This is a genomic window from Enterobacter cloacae complex sp. GF14B (genome assembly GCF_004136805.1).
In the GTDB taxonomy this organism is placed as follows: Bacteria; Pseudomonadota; Gammaproteobacteria; order Enterobacterales; family Enterobacteriaceae; genus Enterobacter; species Enterobacter hormaechei_C.
The window spans coordinates 1-20,419 of sequence record NZ_QFRV01000054.1; the positions used below are offsets into that span (position 1 = coordinate 1).

Annotated in this window: 17 protein-coding genes, 2 tRNA genes, 2 pseudogenes and 1 other annotated feature; of the genes and pseudogenes, 12 read left to right on the plus strand and 9 right to left on the minus strand. The window is 55.4% G+C overall.

Going from position 1 to position 20,419, the window contains the following annotated elements; genetic code table 11:
- A pseudogene (locus DD606_RS16895) lies at positions 1-120 on the plus strand (glutathione transferase GstA); the annotation flags it as partial.
- Here the strand turns inward: DD606_RS16895 and hisG are convergent.
- Positions 111-374: pseudogene (hisG, locus tag DD606_RS16900) on the minus strand (ATP phosphoribosyltransferase); the annotation flags it as partial. The pseudogenes DD606_RS16895 and hisG overlap by 10 nt on opposite strands.
- 45 nt (positions 375-419) lie before the next feature.
- Positions 420-543, minus strand: a sequence feature (His leader region).
- The gene (gene hisL, locus DD606_RS16905; protein WP_099516347.1) at positions 519-569 is read right to left on the minus strand and encodes a his operon leader peptide; all 51 of its coding nucleotides are present in this window, start codon (positions 567-569) and stop codon (positions 519-521) included. It overlaps the preceding feature by 25 nt.
- Positions 570-741: 172 nt before the next feature.
- Here hisL and DD606_RS16910 point away from each other — a divergent pair, with 172 nt between their 5' ends.
- The 4 genes from DD606_RS16910 to plaP all read left to right on the plus strand — a co-directional run bounded on the left by DD606_RS16910 (position 742) and on the right by plaP (position 4,167).
- Positions 742-1,566: an SDR family oxidoreductase gene (locus DD606_RS16910; protein ID WP_129258907.1), complete on the plus strand. Its 825-nt coding sequence runs from the start codon at positions 742-744 to the stop codon at positions 1,564-1,566.
- Positions 1,567-1,607: 41 nt separating this feature from the next.
- A complete protein-coding gene (locus DD606_RS16915; protein WP_023314446.1) occupies positions 1,608-2,537 on the plus strand; it encodes a LysR substrate-binding domain-containing protein in 930 nt (309 codons plus the stop codon).
- Positions 2,538-2,756: 219 nt separating this feature from the next.
- The gene (yoeI, locus tag DD606_RS16920) at positions 2,757-2,819 is read left to right on the plus strand and encodes a membrane protein YoeI (RefSeq protein WP_099458931.1); all 63 of its coding nucleotides are present in this window, start codon (positions 2,757-2,759) and stop codon (positions 2,817-2,819) included.
- The gene (plaP, locus tag DD606_RS16925; protein ID WP_003859499.1) at positions 2,809-4,167 is read left to right on the plus strand and encodes a putrescine/proton symporter PlaP; all 1,359 of its coding nucleotides are present in this window, start codon (positions 2,809-2,811) and stop codon (positions 4,165-4,167) included. Before yoeI ends, plaP begins: the two co-directional genes overlap by 11 nt.
- A 123-nt stretch (positions 4,168-4,290) precedes the next feature.
- On the opposite strand, the gene sbcB is transcribed toward plaP, so the two are convergent.
- Positions 4,291-5,718 carry an exodeoxyribonuclease I gene (gene sbcB / locus DD606_RS16930; RefSeq protein WP_026094288.1) on the minus strand — a complete coding sequence of 476 codons (1,428 nt, stop codon included), beginning with the start codon at positions 5,716-5,718 and terminating at the stop codon, positions 4,291-4,293.
- A gap of 200 nt (positions 5,719-5,918) precedes the next feature.
- Between sbcB and dacD the strand changes: the two genes are divergently transcribed.
- From dacD to DD606_RS16950, 4 genes are all read left to right on the plus strand, one after another.
- Positions 5,919-7,091 (plus strand): serine-type D-Ala-D-Ala carboxypeptidase DacD, encoded by a 1,173-nt coding sequence (gene dacD / locus DD606_RS16935; protein ID WP_047740833.1) that lies wholly within the window; start codon positions 5,919-5,921, stop codon positions 7,089-7,091.
- A gap of 118 nt (positions 7,092-7,209) precedes the next feature.
- Positions 7,210-7,683, plus strand: coding sequence for a DNA gyrase inhibitor SbmC (sbmC, locus tag DD606_RS16940; protein ID WP_023314443.1), 474 nt, complete (start codon positions 7,210-7,212; stop codon positions 7,681-7,683).
- A 91-nt stretch (positions 7,684-7,774) separates the two neighbouring features.
- Positions 7,775-8,833 carry an FUSC family protein gene (locus DD606_RS16945; protein ID WP_003859506.1) on the plus strand — a complete coding sequence of 353 codons (1,059 nt, stop codon included), beginning with the start codon at positions 7,775-7,777 and terminating at the stop codon, positions 8,831-8,833.
- A gap of 147 nt (positions 8,834-8,980) precedes the next feature.
- Positions 8,981-9,316, plus strand: coding sequence for a DUF496 family protein (locus DD606_RS16950; protein WP_000450410.1), 336 nt, complete (start codon positions 8,981-8,983; stop codon positions 9,314-9,316).
- A 147-nt stretch (positions 9,317-9,463) separates the two neighbouring features.
- Here the strand turns inward: DD606_RS16950 and DD606_RS16955 are convergent.
- A tRNA-Asn gene (locus DD606_RS16955) sits at positions 9,464-9,539 on the minus strand.
- Between the two features lie 226 nt (positions 9,540-9,765).
- Here DD606_RS16955 and emmdR point away from each other — a divergent pair.
- Both emmdR and DD606_RS16965 read left to right on the plus strand, forming a co-directional pair.
- Positions 9,766-11,184, plus strand: a complete 1,419-nt coding sequence (gene emmdR, locus DD606_RS16960; RefSeq protein ID WP_023324934.1) for a multidrug efflux MATE transporter EmmdR — start codon at positions 9,766-9,768, stop codon at positions 11,182-11,184.
- Between the two features lie 103 nt (positions 11,185-11,287).
- Positions 11,288-11,363: transfer RNA gene (locus tag DD606_RS16965), tRNA-Asn, on the plus strand.
- Between the two features lie 133 nt (positions 11,364-11,496).
- Here DD606_RS16965 and DD606_RS16970 read toward each other — a convergent pair.
- Both DD606_RS16970 and shiA read right to left on the minus strand, forming a co-directional pair.
- The gene (locus DD606_RS16970; RefSeq protein WP_048208408.1) at positions 11,497-12,951 is read right to left on the minus strand and encodes an AMP nucleosidase; all 1,455 of its coding nucleotides are present in this window, start codon (positions 12,949-12,951) and stop codon (positions 11,497-11,499) included.
- 76 nt (positions 12,952-13,027) lie between these two features.
- Positions 13,028-14,344, minus strand: a complete 1,317-nt coding sequence (gene shiA / locus DD606_RS16975) for a shikimate transporter (protein ID WP_017383305.1) — start codon at positions 14,342-14,344, stop codon at positions 13,028-13,030.
- A 256-nt stretch (positions 14,345-14,600) separates the two neighbouring features.
- Between shiA and pagP the strand changes: the two genes are divergently transcribed.
- Positions 14,601-15,176 carry a lipid IV(A) palmitoyltransferase PagP gene (pagP, locus tag DD606_RS16980; protein ID WP_003859516.1) on the plus strand — a complete coding sequence of 192 codons (576 nt, stop codon included), beginning with the start codon at positions 14,601-14,603 and terminating at the stop codon, positions 15,174-15,176.
- On the opposite strand, the gene DD606_RS16985 is transcribed toward pagP, so the two are convergent.
- The 3 genes from DD606_RS16985 to DD606_RS16995 are packed head-to-tail and all read right to left on the minus strand — an operon-like array spanning position 15,173 to position 20,282.
- Positions 15,173-16,138 (minus strand): acyltransferase, encoded by a 966-nt coding sequence (locus tag DD606_RS16985; protein ID WP_059294331.1) that lies wholly within the window; start codon positions 16,136-16,138, stop codon positions 15,173-15,175. The genes pagP and DD606_RS16985 overlap by 4 nt on opposite strands.
- Positions 16,135-19,197: an efflux RND transporter permease subunit gene (locus DD606_RS16990; protein WP_129258908.1), complete on the minus strand. Its 3,063-nt coding sequence runs from the start codon at positions 19,195-19,197 to the stop codon at positions 16,135-16,137. Before DD606_RS16990 ends, DD606_RS16985 begins: the two co-directional genes overlap by 4 nt.
- Positions 19,197-20,282 (minus strand): efflux RND transporter periplasmic adaptor subunit, encoded by a 1,086-nt coding sequence (locus DD606_RS16995; RefSeq protein ID WP_048210205.1) that lies wholly within the window; start codon positions 20,280-20,282, stop codon positions 19,197-19,199. Before DD606_RS16995 ends, DD606_RS16990 begins: the two co-directional genes overlap by 1 nt.
- Between the last annotated feature and the right edge of the window lie 137 nt (positions 20,283-20,419).

Below are 20,419 nucleotides of genomic sequence, written 5' to 3' on the forward strand. Positions count from 1 at the left end.
GCGGACAACGTACCGGATCGTCAGCTCCTTGCCCCCACCGGCAGCATTGCGCGTTATAAGACGCTGGAGTGGCTGAACTATATTGCCACCGAACTGCACAAAGGCTTTACGCCCCTGTTCCGCCGGGTTAACAACTCTTCTTCCAGTACGTTTTCGCCGATGATGCCGAGATCAACGACGCCATCCATCACCAGGCCCGGGATATCGTCATCACGTACGCGCAGAATGTCGATCGGCATATTTTCAGCCAGGGCGATCAGGCGCTGGGTGTGCAGGTTGATTTTAATCCCGCAGCGGGCCAGCAGTTCGCGTGAATCGTCGCTTAAACGGCCTGATTTTTGAATAGCTATGCGTAAACGTGAGTTATCTAACATTCTGTGTTCCTCGTTAACCTGTTTTAACCTGTCTGAATGCGGTCCAAAAAAAAGCCCCCGGAAGAAGATCTTCCGGGGGCTTTTTCATGCGTTCATGCACCACTGGAAGATCCAAACGTCTTCCAGCACACATCGCCTGAAAGACTAGTCAGGATGATGGTGATGATGGTGGTTTTTAAAAGGAACGCGTGTCATATAAATTCTCGTTGAATGCTTATGCATTTGATGTCTTTTAACCTAAACCAGTTGTACGCCATAAAGCAAGGGCTTTTTTTGATCATTAATTCATTTCATATTGATGGTATGAATTGTGCGTTCCACCAGGCTGGCGTAGCCTTATAACAGGCATCGTTAAGCGGAGAATGTAATGAAAAAGGTCGCGATTGTCGGGTTAGGATGGTTAGGAATGCCACTGGCGATGTCATTAGCCGCGAAAGGCTGGCAGGTGACAGGGAGTAAGACCACCCGAGATGGGGTTGAAGCGGCACGCATGTGCGGCATTGATGGTGTCGAGCTGCGTCTCGAACCCGAGCTTATCTGCGATACCGACGAGCTGGATGAACTGATGAATGTGGACGCGCTGGTCATTACCTTACCGGCGCGGCGCAGCGGCCCGGGCGAGACGTTTTACTTGCAGGCGGTGCAGGAGATTGTCGACAGCGCCCTGGCGCACCATATCCCGCGCATCATTTTCACCAGCTCCACCTCCGTCTATGGCGATATCGACGGTACGGCGAAAGAAAACACCGAACGCCGTCCGATGACCGCCAGCGGCCGGGTGCTGAAAGAGCTGGAAGACTGGCTGCACAATCTGCCTGGCACGCAGGTGGATATTTTACGCCTCGCCGGGCTGGTGGGGCCGGGGCGTCATCCGGGACGCTTCTTTGCCGGTAAATCCGCGCCGGATGGCCAGCACGGGGTTAATCTTGTGCACCTTGAGGATGTTATCGGTGCAATAGAACTGCTTTTACAGGCTCCGAAAGGGGGGCACATCTATAATATATGTGCGCCTTCGCATCCGCCGCGCAGCACCTTTTATCCGCTGATGGCGCGCCAGCTTGGTCTGGCGCCGCCGGTATTCAGTGATGCGCAGGGGGAGCGCAAAGGCAAAATTATTGATGGCAATCGTATTTGCCATGAACTGGGATTTGAATATCAGTATCCCGATCCGCTGGTAATGCCCATGGAATAATTGCGCCGGCGGAGACAATCGCACACCGCAAGGGGGCGAAGATGAAACCGCTGCTGGATGTTCTTGTTATTCTGGATGCGCTGGAAAAAGAGGGGAGCTTTGCCGCCGCCTCGGCGAAGCTCTATAAAACCCCTTCGGCTCTGAGCTACACCGTGCAAAAGCTCGAGAGCGATCTTAATATCCAAATCCTTGACCGCACCGGGCATCGCGCGCGTTTCACCCGTACAGGGCAGATGCTGCTGGAAAAAGGGCGTGACGTGCTGCATACGGTTCGCGAGCTGGAAAAACAGGCCGTCAAACTTCATCAGGGCTGGGAAAATGAGCTGGTGATTGGGGTTGATGATACATTCCCTTTCTCCCTGCTTACCCCGCTTATTGAGGCGTTCTATCAGCGCCACAGCGTCACGCGGTTGGTTTTTATCAATGGCGTGCTGGGCGGTTCCTGGGAGGCCCTGACGCAGGGCAGGGCGGATATCATCGTTGGCGCGCTGCATGAGCCTCCCCAGTTGAGCGAATTTGGTTTTGCGCGGCTGGGTGTTCTGGAGCAGGTTTTTGCCGTTGCGCCTCATCACCCGCTGGCGAATGAACCGGAGCCGGTTACCCGACGCGTCATTAAAAACTATCGTGCCATTGTGGTTGGAGACAGTTCTCGCCCCGAGTGCGGCATTTCATCGCAGCTGCTGGATGAGCAGGAGGCCATCACCGTTTTTGATTTTAAAACCAAGCTGGAGCTGCAAATAAGCGGCCTGGGGTGCGGTTACCTTCCCCGTTATTTAGCGCAGCGGTTTATTGACAGCGGAGCGCTGGTGGAAAAACAAGTTTTAGCGCAGAGCAGTAACGAATCGGTATGGGTGGGCTGGAATGAACAGACCGCCGGCCTTGCCAGCGCCTGGTGGCGAGACGAAATTTTAGCAAATAGTGCTATCGCGACAGTTTACACTCAGGCAGATGATGGTAAATCAACCAGTTAGAAAAATTATTTTATGGGCAGGTTTCTCAATGTATTGCCTTTTGTATCTTGAATAGGGCAAAATGCCGCCGCTGCAAACAAATAAATAATCGACGATATAAAAGGCGTCGGTTATTTTTTTTTGCATGTACGAAACGAAACTAAAAACCAAGAGGCCGGGCTTCGTACCGGATAGATACTTACTAAAATCCGACAGTTGTTGTCGCTGAGGAAGAAAGAAATGGGGCAATTTTTCGCTTACGTGGCGGTTATCACCGTAAAGGAGAATAACTATGTCGCATAACGCAACTCCAAACACCTCTCGCGTGGAATTACGTAAAACGCTTACGTTGATTCCGGTTGTCATGATGGGCCTTGCCTATATGCAACCGATGACGCTGTTCGATACATTCGGTATCGTTTCAGGCCTCACGGACGGTCATGTGCCGACGGCTTACGGCTTTGCACTGATTGCGATCCTCTTTACCGCGCTCAGCTACGGTAAACTGGTGCGCCGTTATCCGTCTGCCGGTTCCGCCTACACCTATGCCCAGAAATCCATCAGCCCGACGGTAGGCTTTATGGTGGGCTGGTCTTCGCTGCTCGACTATCTGTTCGCGCCGATGATCAACATTCTGCTGGCAAAAATTTATTTTGAAGCGCTGGTGCCATCGATTCCATCCTGGATGTTCGTCGTGGCGCTGGTGGCCTTTATGACGGCCTTCAACCTTCGCAGCATCAAGTCCGTTGCCAACTTTAACTCCGTTATCGTTGTGCTTCAGGTTGTACTGATTGCCGTGATCCTCGGCATGGTGATTTACGGTGTGTTCCACGGTGAAGGCGCGGGCACTCTGGCGAGCAGCAAGCCGTTCTGGTCTGGTGATGCGCATGTGATCCCGATGATTACCGGGGCGACGATTCTGTGCTTCTCCTTTACCGGTTTTGACGGTATCAGCAACCTGTCTGAAGAAACGAAAGATGCAGAGCGAGTAATTCCGCGTGCAATCTTCCTGACGGCGCTGATTGGTGGCCTGATCTTTATTTTCTCGACCTATTTCCTCCAGCTGTACTTCCCGGATATCTCTCGCTTCAAAGATCCGGATGCTTCTCAGCCGGAAATTATGCTCTATGTGGCGGGTAAAGCGTTCCAGGTCGGCGCGCTGATCTTTTCCACCATCACCGTACTGGCGTCCGGTATGGCCGCGCATGCAGGCGTTGCGCGTCTGATGTACGTTATGGGCCGCGATGGCGTATTCCCGAAAAGCTTCTTCGGCTACGTGCATCCAACTTGGCGTACCCCGGCGATGAACATCATTCTGGTCGGTGCGATCGCGCTTCTGGCGATTAACTTTGACCTGGTGATGGCAACGGCGCTGATTAACTTTGGTGCGCTGGTGGCGTTTACCTTTGTTAACCTGTCGGTGATCTCACAGTTCTGGATCCGTGAAAAGCGTAACAAGACGCTGAAAGACCACTTCCAGTATCTGTTCCTGCCGATGTGTGGTGCTATGACCGTGGGCGCGCTGTGGGTTAACCTGGAAGAGAGCTCAATGGTGCTTGGCCTGATTTGGGCAGGTATCGGCCTGGTTTACCTGGCCTGTGTGACGAAGAGCTTCCGCAACCCGGTTCCTCAGTACGAAGACGTCGCGTAAGACTGCGTCGGGTGGCGGCTACGTCTTACCCGACCTAAATACCCCGCAGGCCCGCGTAAGCGAAGCGCCATCGGGCAAAAAAAAAGCCGGAGACATCGCCTCCGGCTTTTTTGTACCCGCTATTCAGACAATCTCTTGCGCATACTGGAACAGCGCTTTCAGCAGCGCCTGCTTCTCAGCATTCCCTTCATACTGACCGTAAAGCATCTCCAGCTCCTGGGCGTAGCTATTAAGAAACTCCGGCGTAAACACGTTGCGCCGATGCTGTAACCAGCGCTCCTGCTCTGCTTCATCCAGCGTGCCGGGATAGTTGCGCGCGCGATAATTAAACATCAGCTTCTCAATGCGCTTATCTGCGAAGGTGATATCCAGCGCGGGCAGGTTACGCGGGTCGGTTTGCAGCACGATATTCATCGCCGCGCGATCGGCGTCGCTGAAGAAGCCGTTATAAAGCTGCGCATCCACATTCTCAGACGGCACGAACGGCTCTGCTTCGGCAAAAATGGCGACGACTTTCTCGCGCACCTGCGGGTTGTCGCGCAGCACTTTCAGGTTATCGAGGCAGTGCTGACGGTTAATCCCCAGCCGGTCGGCGTCTTCCGGGCGTAGCGTGTTGGCCTGCGCCAGCACCGGGCACTTATTAATGTGCACCAGTTTTACCGGTACGGCTGGCAGGTCACCCAGCGCCTCTTTCGGCGTATAGAGCCGTTCACGTAAGGTGTCGCTGTCGAGCTCAAGCAGCGGGGAGATATCTCCGGCGAGATCCACCATGATGACGGCGTTACGGTTGTCCGGATGCCAGGCAAGCGGCGCCACCCAGCTTGTATTCCCGCGCCATGCACCGAACATCCCTGAAATATGCACCAGCGGTTTCATCTGCGGCACGTCAATTAGCGTCATCAGCTTTTGCTTGCTGCGATGGCTCAACAGATACTCAAACAGGCGCGGCTGCGCGGTTTTTACAAGTTTCGCCATAGCGATGGTCGCGTAAACGTCTGCCATCGCGTCGTGGGCATTGCTGTGCTCAATGCCGTTGGCCCGCGTCAGGTGCTCGAGCCTGAAGCTCGGCAAGCCGTCGTCGTTCTCCGGCCAGTTAATCCCCTCCGGGCGCAGCGCATAGCAGGCGCGCATGATATCCAGCAAATCCCAGCGTGAATTACGGTTCTGCCAGCTCCAGGCATACGGATCGTAGAAGTTGCGGTAGAAGATATTGCGCGTCACTTCATCGTCAAAACGGATATTGTTGTAACCCACCACGCAGGTATTGGGCACCGTGAACAGGTCGTGGATGCGACGGGCAAATTCTGCTTCGCTAACGCCTTTATCCCGCGCTTCCTGAGGCGTGATGCCCGTCACCATCACCGCGCCCGGCTGCGGCAGATAGTCATCGGCGGGCTTACAGTAAAACACCTCGGGTTCGCCGATGACGTTAAATTCGTCATCGGTACGGATAGCCGCAAACTGCGCCGGTCGGTCCAGCGCCGGATGGGTGCCAAAGGTTTCGTAATCGTGGAACAAAAAAGTCGGGCGCGCGGCAGAGTCAGACACCAGTAATCTCATCCTGTTAAAAATTGACGTCTCTATGGTAAACGATTGGGGTGAGCAGTCCGAACAAAAAGCACCGTCAGGCAAGAAATTTGCGAGATTTGTTCCGAAAAAACCTGCGTGTTGTCACATTTTTTTGCAATTAAGGCAGGTAACGACATCAGAACTCCCGTAAAAAGGTCATCGATTTTTACTGACCTGAGGATATACCGTTGAAACGCCGTCTGTTTATTGCTGTTTCTTTACTCGCTTCGAGTATTTCATCCGCGCTGGCTGCCGAGCCGCTGGATTTTTCACCTCAGCCGCCTGCCATCCAGGCTGGCTCCTGGGTATTGATGGATTACACCACGGGTCAAATCTTAACGGCGGGCAACGAACATCAGCAGCGCAATCCGGCGAGCCTGACCAAACTGATGACGGGGTACGTTGTCGATCGCGCCATTGATAGCCACCGCATCAGCCCCGATGACATTGTGACGGTCGGACGTGACGCCTGGGCAAAAGGCAATCCGGTCTTTGACGGTTCGTCGCTGATGTTTCTGAAGGAGGGCGATCGGGTTTCCGTGCGCGATCTCAGCCGCGGCCTGATTGTTGATTCCGGCAATGATGCCTGCGTGGCGCTGGCGGATCACGTGGCGGGCGGTCAGCCGCAGTTCGTCAGGATGATGAATGACTATGTTGAAAAACTGAACCTGCGCGATACCCACTTCGAAACCGTACACGGGCTGGATGCACCGGGTCAGCACAGCTCCGCCTACGATCTCGCCGTGCTTTCCCGGGCCATCATTCACGGCGAGCCTGAGTTCTACCACATGTACAGCGAGAAGAGCCTGACCTGGAACGGCATCACCCAGCAGAACCGCAACGGCCTGCTGTGGGATAAGACCATGAACGTGGATGGCCTGAAAACGGGACACACCTCGGGCGCGGGCTTTAACCTGATTGCCTCAGCGGTGGACGGTCAGCGTCGACTGATTGCGGTGGTGATGGGGGCAGACAGCCCGAAAGGACGTGAAGATCAGGCGCGCAAGCTGCTGCACTGGGGACAGCAAAATTTTGATACGGTGCAGATCCTGCATAACGGTAAAAAAGTGGGAACCGAGCGCATCTGGTACGGCGATAAAGAGCAGATCGCGCTGGGCACGGATCAGGACTTCTGGCTGGCATTACCCAAATCGGAAGTGCCGAACATCAAGGCGAAATACGTGATGGATAAAAAAGAGCTGGAAGCGCCGATCGCCGCGCATCAGCGGGTAGGGGAGATCCAGCTGTACGATCGTGACAAGGTGGTCGCGCACTGGCCATTGGTTACGCTGGAAAGCGTTGAAAAGGGTGGGCTTTTCTCCCGTCTTGGCGATTATCTGCATCATAAACTCTGACCTTTTCGGGCAGACTGGCAGTGTTGCGAGTCTGCTCACATAATAAACACTCCTGGATTGCCGATAATCTCGATTCTGCTTTACAGTGTATATATATACAGTAATAAACGGAGGCAGCATGGACTACAGCATCAGGCAGCAACAGAAACGTACGATTGCAGGCTTTCATCTCGTGGGGCCGTGGGAAAAGACGGTCAAGCAGGGATTTGAACAGCTGGTCATGTGGGTAGATGGTCGTCATATTCAGCCGCAGGAGTGGGTGGCCGTTTATTATGACAATCCGGATGACGTGCCGGCAGAAAAGCTCCGCTGCGTTACCGCCGTAACGGTAGTAGACGATTTCACTATTCCTGAAAACAGCGAAGGGGTGATGATGACCGAAATTGCTGCCGGAGAGTATGCTATTGCCGCCGCGCGCGTTGAAAATCATGATTTCGCTACTCCATGGTATCAGTTCTTCAACTCCCTGCTGGAAGACAGCAAATTCCAGATTGCAGCAAAACCCTGCTTCGAACGCTATCTGAACGATGGCAATGCTGACGGCTACTGGGATATTGAGATGTTTGTACCGGTAGAGCACAAAGTGGGATAATCCTGCGAAACGCAGGGTTTTTCAGCCGGGCGCGATCCACCCGGCTGAAAACACAGTACAATTGTGGTTTGCCGTAGAGCTGGAGACGGGTGTGCGCCCCGACAAGTCATTAACCCCTTTTGAAATTCGGTTATACAAACATTATCGCGTGGTGCACGGTTGCCGCATTGCGCTGGCGTTTGTGTTGACCTTCGTACTGGTTCGTTTGCTGGATATCCCGGAAGGGACGTGGCCGCTGATCACGCTGGTGGTGGTGATGGGGCCGATCTCATTCTGGGGGAACGTGGTCCCGCGCGCTTTCGAACGTATAGGCGGTACCGTTTTAGGCTCAGCGCTTGGGCTTATCGCCCTGAAGCTGGAGCTGATTTCATTTCCGTTCATGTTGCTGTGGTGCGCGGTGGCGATGTTTCTTTGCGGATGGCTGGCCCTCGGCAAGAAACCGTATCAGGCGCTGCTGATTGGCATTACGCTCGCGGTTGTGGTCGGCGCACCTGCGGGCGATATGACCACCGCATTGTGGCGAAGCGGGGACGTGATCCTCGGCTCGTTGCTCGCCATGCTGTTTACCGGCATCTGGCCGCAGCGCGCCTTCCTGCACTGGCGCATTCAGATGGCAAACTACGTCACGGCATTTAACCGGGTCTACCAGGCCGGGTTTTCGCCGAATCTGATTGAGCGTCCGCGGCTGGAAAAGCATCTGCAAAAAATCCTCAATGATGTGGTCAAAATGCGCGGGTTAATTACGCCAGCAAGCAAAGAAACCCATATCCAGAAAGCCATCTTTGAAGCTATTCAGACGGTCAGCCGTAATCTGGTCTGTATGCTTGAACTGCAAATCAATGCCCACTGGGCCTCACGCCCCAGCCATCTTCTGATGCTCAACGCGCATACGCTGAAAGAGACGCAGCAGATGACGCAACAAACCCTGCTGACCATCGCTCATGCGCTCTATGAAGGTAACCCGCAGCCAATACGGGCGAACAGCGAGCGGCTGAACGAAATCGTCGCCGAGCTCAAACAGCTGATGAATGAGCGCCAGGGCGACAATGTGGCGGAAACGCCCATCCATGGTTATGTCTGGCTGAGTATGGAGCTGGCGCGGCAGCTGGAGTTGTTATCGCAGCTGATTTGCCGGGCTCTGCGCAAATAAAAAGCGTATGTGATGCCTGCTGCTTCGATTCAGCAACAATTAGGGTTATGATGGTTTTAAACGATATACTCATTGTCATTCGCAGCCGCTGTCTGTTAAAACGGTTGCTTTAACGAATCCGAATCTCACATTATCAGGGGTGTAAAAATGGAAACTACCAAGCCTTCGTTCCAGGATGTTCTGGAGTTCGTCCGCCTGTTCCGCCGCAAAAACAAGCTACAGCGCGAAATCCAGGACGTAGAGAAGAAGATCCGTGACAACCAGAAACGTGTCCTGCTGCTGGACAACCTGAGCGACTACATCAAGCCAGGTATGAGCGTTGAAGCTATTCAGGGCATCATCGCCAGCATGAAGAGCGATTATGAAGATCGCGTTGATGACTACATCATCAAAAACGCTGAGCTGTCCAAAGAGCGTCGCGACATCTCCAAGAAGCTGAAAGTGATGGGCGAAATCAAAAACGTCGACGCGAAAGGCGAGTAATCGCACACTCTGTTGCCCGGTGGCGCTGCGCTTACCGGGCCTACAGGACTGTTATCACGTAGGTCGGGTAAGGCGAAGCCGCCACCCGACAATTTTACCGAACGCAAAAAAGCAAAAAGCCTGCTCTAAAAGCAGGCTTTTTAAATTTGGCTCCTCTGACTGGACTCGAACCAGTGACATACGGATTAACAGTCCGCCGTTCTACCGACTGAACTACAGAGGAATCGTTGTGGAGGCTTATCTTAGCGGCGAAAAAACTTTTGTCAAACCTGATCTCAGGCAAAAGCGTTTGTTTGATGATTCTGTCGTCATTTTGTTGTAAATCCAAACATAATTTTATGGAAAATACTTTGCAGGATACGCATTTCTGCCCCATCATTTGAAATGGAGTTTCAACTTTCTCGCTAAGGTCCATTTTGAACGTCACCGCACCCCTACGCCAGGCGATTATGCGCACGCCCTGGTATGCAAAACGTAAGAGTTATCGAGTTCTCTTCTGGCGTGAAATCACCCCCCTTGCTGTGCCTATTTTCCTGGAGAATACCTGCGTCCTGTTGATGGGCGTGCTGAGCACATTCCTGGTGAGCTGGCTCGGTAAAGAAGCTATGGCCGGGGTAGGGCTGGCGGACAGTTTCAATATGGTGGTGATGTCCTTCTTTGCCGCTATCGATCTCGGTACGACGGTGGTGGTGGCGTTTAGCCTGGGTAAGCTCGATCCGAAGCGTGCCCGCGAAGCGGCCAGACAGTCGCTGATGATCATGACCCTCTTTTCGATCATCCTTGCGGCGGTTATCCATTATTACGGCAAAGAAATTATCGACTTTGTCGCGGGAGAAGCGACCAGTGAGGTGAAGGATCTGGCTCTCACCTACCTGGAAATGACGGTGCTGAGTTATCCGGCGGCTGCCATCGCGCTGATTGGTAGCGGTGCGCTTCGTGGAGCAGGGAATACCAAAATCCCGCTGCTGATCAACGGCGGCATGAACATCCTGAACATCATTATCAGCAGCGTTTTGATTTATGGCGTCTTTTCCTGGGAGGGGCTGGGCTTTGTCGGCGCGGGTTTAGGGCTGACCATTTCCCGCTATATTGGTGCGGCAGCGATAATTGGCGTACTGATGGCGGGAATTACGCCATCGCTGCGCCTGACGCTGAAAAGTTATTTCCGTCCGCTTAACTTCGCCATCATCTGGGAAGTGATGGGGATCGGGATCCCGGCCAGCATCGAATCCGTGTTGTTTAACGGCGGGAAACTGCTGACGCAGATGTTTGTTGCCGGGATGGGAACAGACGTCATCGCCGGCAACTTTATTGCCTTCTCCATTGCCTCACTCATTAACCTGCCGGGAAACGCGCTGGGGTCGGCGTCGACGATCATCACCGGCAGACGTCTCGGAAAGGGGCAGATAGGGCAGGCGGAACGGCAGCTTCGGCATGTCTTCTGGCTTTCAACCATTGGACTGACGGCGATTGCGTGGGGAACTGCGCCTTTTGCCGGGCTGATGGCCTCGTTCTATACGCATGAAAACGACGTGAAAGAGGTCGTGAAGGTGCTCATTTGGCTCAACGCGGCGTTTATGCCAATCTGGGCCGCGTCCTGGGTACTTCCTGCCGGGCTGAAAGGGGCGCGCGATGCCCGGTTTGCGATGTGGGTCTCCATGCTCGGCATGTGGGGCTGTCGCGTCGTGGCGGGCTACACGCTGGGGGTGATGTTAGGTATGGGCGTTGTCGGCGTCTGGCTGGGGATGTTCCTTGACTGGGCCGTGCGCGGCGCGCTGTTCTACTGGCGCATGGTGAGCGGGCGCTGGCTGTGGAAATATCCGCGAAAAAAACCGGAGCAGGAGGTTTCGGAAACGGCAAGTGCCTGACAAATGTGCGAAGTGGAGAATAAATCGGCAAACGATTGAAAATCTGCATTCACCCTTTGACATCCTCAGGGCGCATCGATAATATGCGCCCCGTTCACACGATTCCTCTGTAGTTCAGTCGGTAGAACGGCGGACTGTTAATCCGTATGTCACTGGTTCGAGTCCAGTCAGAGGAGCCAAATTTAAAAAGCCTGCTTTTAAAGCAGGCTTTTTGCTTTTCTGCGTTCGTGAAATTGTCGGGTGGCGGCTTCGCCTTACCCGACCTACGAAATCCCAGGCCGGGTGAGTGGTATGCGTGATGTGTCCTTGTTATCAGCGGAACGGTGGCTCATTGAAGGTGCGCAGCTTGCGGGAATGCAGTTTGTCGCCCTCTGCACGCAGTAAATCGATGGCGCGAATACCAATCTGAAGGTGCTCTGAGATCGCCCCTTCGTAAAAACGGTTCGCCTGGCCCGGCAGTTTGATCTCGCCGTGCAGCGGTTTATCGGACACGCACAGCAGCGTGCCGTAAGGGACGCGGAAGCGGTAGCCCTGCGCGGCAATGGTGGCGCTTTCCATATCGATTGCGACCGCACGGCTAAGATTGAAACGCAGGGCGGAGGCGGAATAGCGCAGCTCCCAGTTACGATCGTCGGTGGTAACGACCGTACCGGTACGCAGGCGCTGTTTCACCTCTTCACCCGGCATGCCGCTCACCTCTTTGGTGGCGTCGTACAGAGCGCGCTGCACTTCCGCGATACTCGGGATAGGAATATCCGGCGGCAGAACCGCGTCAAGAACATGGTCGTCACGCAGATAAGCGTGGGCGAGGACGTAATCGCCAATCAGCTGGCTTTCACGTAGGCCGCCGCAGTGGCCGATCATCAGCCAGACGTCCGGGCGCAGTACCGCCAGATGGTCGCAGATGGTTTTCGCATTCGACGGGCCAACGCCGATGTTAATCAGCGTAATGCCCTGACCGTCGGCGGTGATCAGGTGCCAGGCGGGCATCTGGTGCTTTTTCCACGCCAGGTCGGAGATGGCCTCTTCCGGTGCTTCGGTTTCGGCGGTGATCCAGATCCCGCCCGCGCAGGAGAGGGCGACGTAAGGGCTGTCCGGGGCGAGGATCTGGCTACAGCCCCAGCGGACAAATTCGTCTACATAGCGGGTGTAGTTGGTAAACAGCACGAACGGCTGGAAATGTTCGGCTGGCGTGCCGGTGTAGTGGCGCAGGCGTGCCAGCGAGAAATCGACACGGCGGGCATCAAAGTGCGACAGCGGTGAAAACTCTGCCGGGTGATAGATCCCGTCCGCCGTCTCATCGCCAATCTGCGACAGCTCAGTGGTCGGGAAATGACGGGTCAGCCCTGCGCTCATGGAGCGATCCAGCGTCAGCGCTGAGCCGTCTATCACGTACGGGTAAGGGATCTCGTGCAGGGACGGCTCAACGCTGATATGCGCGCCGTAATCCTGATACAACAGGGTAAGCTGCTCTTCCAGGTAGGGGCGGAACAGCGCAGGTCGCGTGATGGTTGTGCTGTAACAGCCGGAGTGGGTGAAACGCGCATAGGCGCGGGTTTTCGGATTGCTGCTGGCGCTACCGTCCCAGGTGACAGAGAGCGATGGATAAACAAAAAGGCCCTGGGTTCTGGCCTTTTCATCGGGAAGTTTCCCTGTTTCGATATAGTCACTGATGGCGCTGCGCAGTGCATTGACGGACTGTTCATACAGCGCGTCGAGTTTTTCCAGCGCCTGAGCCGGGGTCAGGCTGGAGCCCTTATTATTCATGTCTGTCTCCTTGTTCCACAGGTGTGCGGCTATACCCGATAGTATGTCACACGCCTGTGAAACAAAAGTGAGGAGATCAGCTGTGCGCGGTTTCCTTCATCAACAGGGCGGTGGCAGCAGAAAGCAGGCAACCCGCCAGCAGATAAATCGCCACGCTATGCCAGTTACCGCCGGAGAACGTCACCAGCGCGGCGGCGATAAACGGCGTAAACCCGCCGCCGACCACGCTCGCCACCTGATATCCCACGCCCGCGCCGCTGTAGCGGTAGCTTGCGCCAAACAGCTCGGTAAACATCGGCTGCTGCACGCAGACCACCATATCGTGAGCGATGTTCGCAAGCATGATCGCGAAGAAGACAATCCAGAAGACCGACTGTGCCTCCAGGGCCATAAAGAACGGCCAGGCGCTAAGTGTGCCTATGAGCGCCCCGGTGATATACACCCGTCGACGGCCAAAGCGATCCGCCAGCCAGGCGAAGCAGGGGATGGTCAGGCAGCTGATCCCGCCCACCACCAGGCCAATATTCAGGAACAATTCCCGCGGAAGGCCGAGGTTTTGCGTGGAATAGTTGAGGGCAAAGGCGGTGACGATATACATCGTCAGCAGTTCGCACAGGCGCAGGGCGATAATTTTCAGAAAAGCGCCAGGGTGCTGCACCAGCGCTTCCATCACTGGCAGCCGTTTTTTGGCGACCGGTTTTTCGCGCTGCTGCCGCTCAAACTCAGCCGACTCTTCCATGCCGTTACGGATCCACAGGGCCACCACGACCAGCACAATGCTGAAGATAAACGGAATACGCCAGCCCCAGCTCAGGAACTGCTCGTCTGTCGTGAGCTGGCTTATTAGCGACACCAGGCCCGTGGAGAGCAGCAGACCCACGCCATAACCTACCTGCACGCCGCTGCTGTAGAACGCTTTCTTGTTCTTCGGCGCGCTTTCCACGGACAGCAATGCCGCACCGCCCCATTCGCCGCCAACGGCAAAGCCCTGAATGGCGCGCAGCGTCACCAGCAACACCGGGGCCCACCAGCCAATCGATGCAAAGGAGGGCAAAATACCGATTAGCGCGGTGGCAATACCCATCATCCACACGGTGAGCATCAGCATACGTTTCCGGCCAAGGCGATCGCCGAAGTGGCCGAAAATTATCCCGCCCAGCGGACGAAACAGAAAACCGACACCGAAGGTGGCAAACGCAGCAAGCGTACCCATGGCGGGGCTGATCTGGGGAAAGAATTCACGGTTAAAGACCAGCGCAGCGGTAATACCGTAGAGCAGAAAGTCATACCAGTCGACGACGGCGCCTGCGAAGCTACCTAAAGCGGCGCGGCGGGCGCGGTTAAGCGAGGGTGTCTCCTCGTTGCGGCGAGCGGAGATAAGGGTGGAGTCCATAGTTGTCCTGTCTGTACTGATTTTTAATTATTGGTATAAGGAAAGGTTACTCACATCACGGCCGTCATATTGGCGGAACGTATGAGACTACCGCGACACGCGGCCTGAGAAAACGTTTTTATCTTTCCTGAAAGCGCAGAATAAATAAATTTCATCTTATCGGGCGACAACATAAATCAGCCTGTTTGGCTCCGGTTAGGGCTGAATGGTTTACAGTAATAATGATCGCTGTGTGACGTAAGCTGAGGGAATAACGATGCAACGCCTCTTTCCTGCACTGTGGGTAGTCCTGTTTTTAGTCGTATCTCCGCTGCATGCGGAGCCGAAAGTCTATGGCGAACAGCGTATTCATCGCTGGTGGGATGCAGTAACGGACGATATTGCGCAAACCTGGGAACAGCCGGATCGTTACGATCTCTACCTTCCGTTTTTGAGCTGGCATGCACGCTTCATGTATGACAAAGAGAAAACGGATAATTACAACGAAATGCCGTGGGGCGGGGGGCTGGGCGTGTCTCGCTACAACGACGAGGGCAACTGGAGCGCGCTGTTTGCCATGATGTTTAAAGATTCCCACAACGAGTGGCAGCCCGCGATGGGTTACGGCTGGGAGAAGGGGTGGTATCTGGATAACGCAAAAGATTTCCGTCTGGGGCTCGGGGCCGCCGCGGGGATCACCGCGCGCGACGACTTTGCCAACTATGTCCCGCTGCCGTTTATCTTCCCGCTTTTCTCTGCCGGATATAAGCGTGTCACCGTCCAGTTCACGTATATTCCCGGGACCTACAACAACGGCAACGTGCTGTTTGCCTGGCTGCGCCTGGGCTTTTAGAGGGTGATCACTTTTTTGGCCACTGCGTTGGACAGGATCAGCAGCGAAAACAGGACCGACGTAACAAAGGTAAGCACAATCAGAACAAGTTTGGTGCTGAGGGACGTCACCGGAATGAGCGCGGTCAGCAGGTGAAACACCGAGTAGTGCATGATATAGACCCCGGTCATCGTTTTGCTAATGGCGGCCAGCACGGACTCTTTAAACTCCGCATTGCGGCGAAACCGCACGCCATTTGCCGCAATCACCAGGGCAATAATCAGAATGTAAATTTGCGATCCGGTGAGGATAAAGGCGTTTCTGTCTGCTTTAAATAGCGCAAAAAAGAAGTGCCGTTCGTAAAACCATGTGAAGAGATAGATAAACGGTATCGCAATCACCGCGGCCCCGACCACGTTTTTGCGGCCGATCCACGCCGCGATCTGCGGATCGCAAAAGAGCTGGCCTGTCAGATAAAACAGCAGCCACGTCCACAGGCGATACTGCGGCGACAATGAAAGGACGTGGGCATCAGGATAGAGGGCCGACAGCAAATCGTACCCGTAAGAAAAAAGCAGCAGGGCGGCAATCACCCCGCAAAAGAGCATTCGTCGCTGGCTGAGCCGCTCCACCACCGGGTGAAACGTGTAAATCACGATAAACGCGAACACGAACCAGGGCTGGATCAGATATCCGCGCTGATAGGGTTCCCACAGGTAGTAAATCGTTACCCAGAACAGAAAGACGATCACCAGGCGTTTGATCTTATCCAGCTGCCAGCGCGTGCCGTGTCGGGATTGCCCGTCCAGATACCCTGCAACCACAAAAAACAGCGGCGTGGCAATGGTCGAGATAAACGTTAAAAAGCCGAGGATCCAGTGATAGTCATAATCGTACCGATCCCAGGTATTGTAGATGGTGAAGAAGGTCACCGCCGTCATACAGCCCAGCGTCTTGATGATGTTCAGCCCTGTCGCATTCATTGTTGTTCAGCTTCGTCCTTACGATGGAAACACGCGTAAATTACGGGGAGTACCAGCAGCGTCAGGATTGTAGCAAACCCAAGCCCAAACATAATCACAACGGCCATGCTCTGGAAGAACACATCCAGCAGCAGAGGGGCGAGGCCGAGTACGGTCGTAAAGGCGGTGAGGAGGATGGGACGCAGGCGCGACGTGGCGGCGTAAACGATCGCACTGTGCTGATCCTGCTGCGCTTTCTGCTGCTCTATCTCTTCCACCAGCACAATGCCGTTGCGGATCAGCATCCCGCTCAGGCTCAGCAGGCCAATCAACGCCATAAAGCCAAAGGGGATGCCGGTAATTAAAAACCCCGGCGTCACGCCGATCAGCGCCAGCGGCACGGTCAGCCAGATAGCGACGGCGTTTTTCACCGAACTGAACATCAGCACCGTGATCACAAACATCACCAGATACCCGATCGGCAGCGTAGTAAATAGCCCCTGCTGCGCTTCGCTGGAATTCTCCGCGTCCCCGCCCCACTCAATGCTGTAGCCGTGAGGCAGGGGCAGGGCATCTATTTGCGGCTTCACGCGGGCGAGAATATCGCCGGACGTTTGCTGGCTTAGCGGGTCAGGGTCGGTCTGCACGGTCAGCACGCGCGAGCGGTCGCGACGCAGGATCAGCGGATCTTCCCACTCCAGCGCGAAGCCGCTGACGACGTTGCTCAGCGGAATATACTGCTGCCGGGTCTGGCTCCAGACCAGGACGTTGTTCAGGTGGTTGGCGTCCAGCCGCTCGCTTTCCGGCGGGCGCACCACCACGGGTAACAGATCGCTTCCTTCTCTGTACAGTCCTGCCCGGCTGCCGGAGAAATTCATCTCCAGTGCGTTATCGACGTCCTGCTTATCCACGCCAAGCTCACGTCCGAGCGCGGTGACGTACTGCGGGCGGATCACTTTGCTGCGGTTTTGCCAGTCGTTCCTGACGCTGTCCGTCGCCGGATCGCGCGTAAGAATGTTGTCTACCTGGCTGGCGATCAGACGCAGCCTGTCGGGATCGGGGCCTTTAATACGCACTTCAATAGCGCTGTCGCCGGAGGGGCCAAACATCACCCGCTTCGTGCTGGCGTTAACCTGCGGATAGTTCCGGGCGATGTACTCATCAACGTGGCGGGTCAGGGCGGGGATGTTACGCTGGTCGTCCATTCTCACCATGATTTGCGCATAGTTGCTGTACTGCCGCTGTCCGCTGTAGGTCAAAATAAATCGCATACTTCCCTGACCAATCGTCGAGACCGTGGTTTCCACACCAGGCTGGCCGTTAATGGTTTTCTCGATATCACCGGTCATCTTCTCGGTCCATTTAATGTCGGTACCGTAAGGGAGCCAGAGGTCGACAAAGAAAATCGGCGTGCTGGAGGAGGGGAAGAAGTTCTGCCGCACCGAGCCAAAGCCCCAGATGGCGGCTGCCAGCAGTGCGGTCATCACCACCAGCGTTGGCGCTTTACGCCGTAACAGCGCGTTGAGTACCGCCTGATAGATCCGATAGATGCGTTTGTCATAGGGATCCGTTTCGTCGGCCTCTGGCGGCGCAGCGTCCCGTTTAAACAGCCACAATTTGATCAGCACCGGTGTAATGGTGAGGGCAGAGAACCAGCTCAGCATGAGCGAAATCAGCAGAACCTGAAACAGCGACTTACAGTATTCGCCGGTAGAGTCCTGCGACAGCCCGACGGGCGCAAAGGCCAGGATGGCGATCACCGTCGCACCCAGCAGCGGCAGCGCAGAACGGCGAATAATGTTGCTAATGGCGTTCATCAGGGACGAGCCCTGCTGCCGGGCTATCAGTACCCCTTCGACAATAACAATGGCATTGTCGACCAGCATGCTGAGGGCGATGATCAGCGCGCCCAGTGAAATGCGCTGTAGTTCAATACCCCAGAGATACATGATCAGCAGCGTACCCAGCACATTAAGCGCGAGGGAAAAGGCGATAATGATCCCGCTGCGTAAGCCCATAAAGATCAGCAACACACCGACGACAATCGCCAGCGCCATCAGGAAATTAATGATAAATCCGTTGACGGAATGCCCGACCTCCGCCGCCTGATCGTAAAACAGGTCGATGTGGATACCTGCCGGTTTCTCGGCTGACATCTGCTCAAGCTTCGCCTCCAGGGCATCTCCCACGTCGATCACGTTAACGCCGGGGATAAAGGAGACGCCCATGGTGACGGCTTTTCTGCCGTTGGCATGGTAGATGCTGGCAGGGGAGGCATCCAGCCCGCGTGACAGGGTGGCAATATCCCGTAAGCGGGTAGCCGCCCCAACGCCCGGCGGGGTCACGATGAGATCGGCCAGCTCGTCAATACTTTCGAATTCACCGGTAGGATGCAGACGAATTGACTCGGTACCGGAGGGGATCTCTCCCGCGCTGGAGACCACGTTCAGCCTGCTGAGCTGGGCAGAAAGCTGGTTCAGCGTTATCCCGCGCGCGGCCATTTTGCTCAGAGAAATATCCACGTTAATCTGCTGGGTGAGGGCTCCGCCGATGGCCACTTTGCCCACGCCTGGCACGAGGACCAACTCCCGGCGCAGCTGCTCGGCATACCGGACCAGTTCCGGATTGCTGAATTCATCGCCGGAAATGGCAAAGAAAAAGCCGAACACATCGCCAAAATCGTCATTCACAAACGGGGTCACTACGCCGGGTGGAAACTGTCGGGCGGCATCTCCCACCCGGCGACGCAGTTCATCCCAGATTTGCGGCAGCGCATTTGAGTGGTAGCGCGAGGCTATATTGACCGTGATCTGCGACAGGCCGCTGGAGGAGATGGAGCTGACGTTATCCAGGTAAGGTAATTGCTGAAGCGCGTTTTCCAGCGGCAGGGTGACCTCTTCCTCAACCTGCTGCGCCGACGCGCCCGGATAATGGGTGATCACCACCGCCGTTTTGATGGTAAACGCCGGATCTTCCAGTCTGCCGATGTTCAACAGGGCAATAATGCCACCTACGCCCAGCAGCAAAATCGTCAGCCAGACGCGAACCGGGTTGCTGATAAACTGACGAGAGATATCCATTATAGTCCCCGTTCACGCGTCCAGATACGTACCGGCTGGTTGGGATGTAACTCCCCAACGCCTGCGGCCACCACGCGTTCACCCGCCTTAAGCCCACCGACGATGATGACCCCCTCAGCGCTGACTTGCCCCACGCTGACCTTACGATCTTCAAGGTGCAACGTATCGCCTTCGCCCGTCACCACCCAGACGTGTGGCTCATTGCGCGGGCGGTTATCCGGGTTAAAGACCGCTTCAACCGGCACCACCAGCGCCTCACTGCCGACGCCCGCCGGTAGGTTGGTTAAATTGATGGTGACTGTTCCGCTGACGCCGCCCACGACGGGAAAATCATCCGGGCGGGGCATGGTTAAAATTACCTGCCAGGTCAAAGTGTTGCTGTCGCTACTGCCTGAGTGCTCTTTGTACACAGCGGTAAACTCGCGACCGGGCAGGGCGTTGATCCTCACTACCGGTTTGTATTGCGCATTGCGAATATCGAAGGTGTTAAACAGGTTCTCTGGAAGGCTGAACACCACGTCCAGCAGATCGGTACGGGTCAATGTGACGACGGGCTGGCCGGCTGAGACGACCTGATGGTTTCGCACATGTACGCTGGCCGCTGTCCCGCTGAAGGGGGCGACGAGCGTCATCTGACTCAATTCTTCGCGTGCAATCTGAAGCGCGGCGTTTGCAGAATCGCGGTTTGCGCGCTGGACATCCATCTCGGCCTTCGACACGGCCTGGCGTCCTGCCAGGGTCTGGAAGCGGTCGAATTGCCGCTGAGCCAGGGTCGCCGCCGTTTGCCTGTCGTTCAGACGCTGCCGGGCTTCGCGATCGTTAAGACTGGCGAGCCGTTGCCCCTGTTTGACAACGACACCCTGGCGAATGTCCAGGGTCTCAATCTGCCCGGCACGTTTGAACGCAAGATCCGTGGCGTCGCCGGATTCGATACGGGCGGGAAAGACGCGCTGCTGCGCGTTGCCAGCCTTCACCACCTCTGCGACTTTTACCATTTTCGGCAGGGGCGCGGCGCGGTCGGATTTCGGATCGCACGCCGTCAGCAGCAATAAAACAGCAGGCAGAAGAGAGAGGTAGCGCTTCACAGTATTCCCCTGATAATAATTGTTTTATTTATTTCGTCATCAATGCTGGGGTGGCGCTATTCTGCCAGGGCCGAGACGACCACATAGGTAAATAAACCGATTGCTGTGCTGGCGATAATGGCGAGCGCAATAAACAA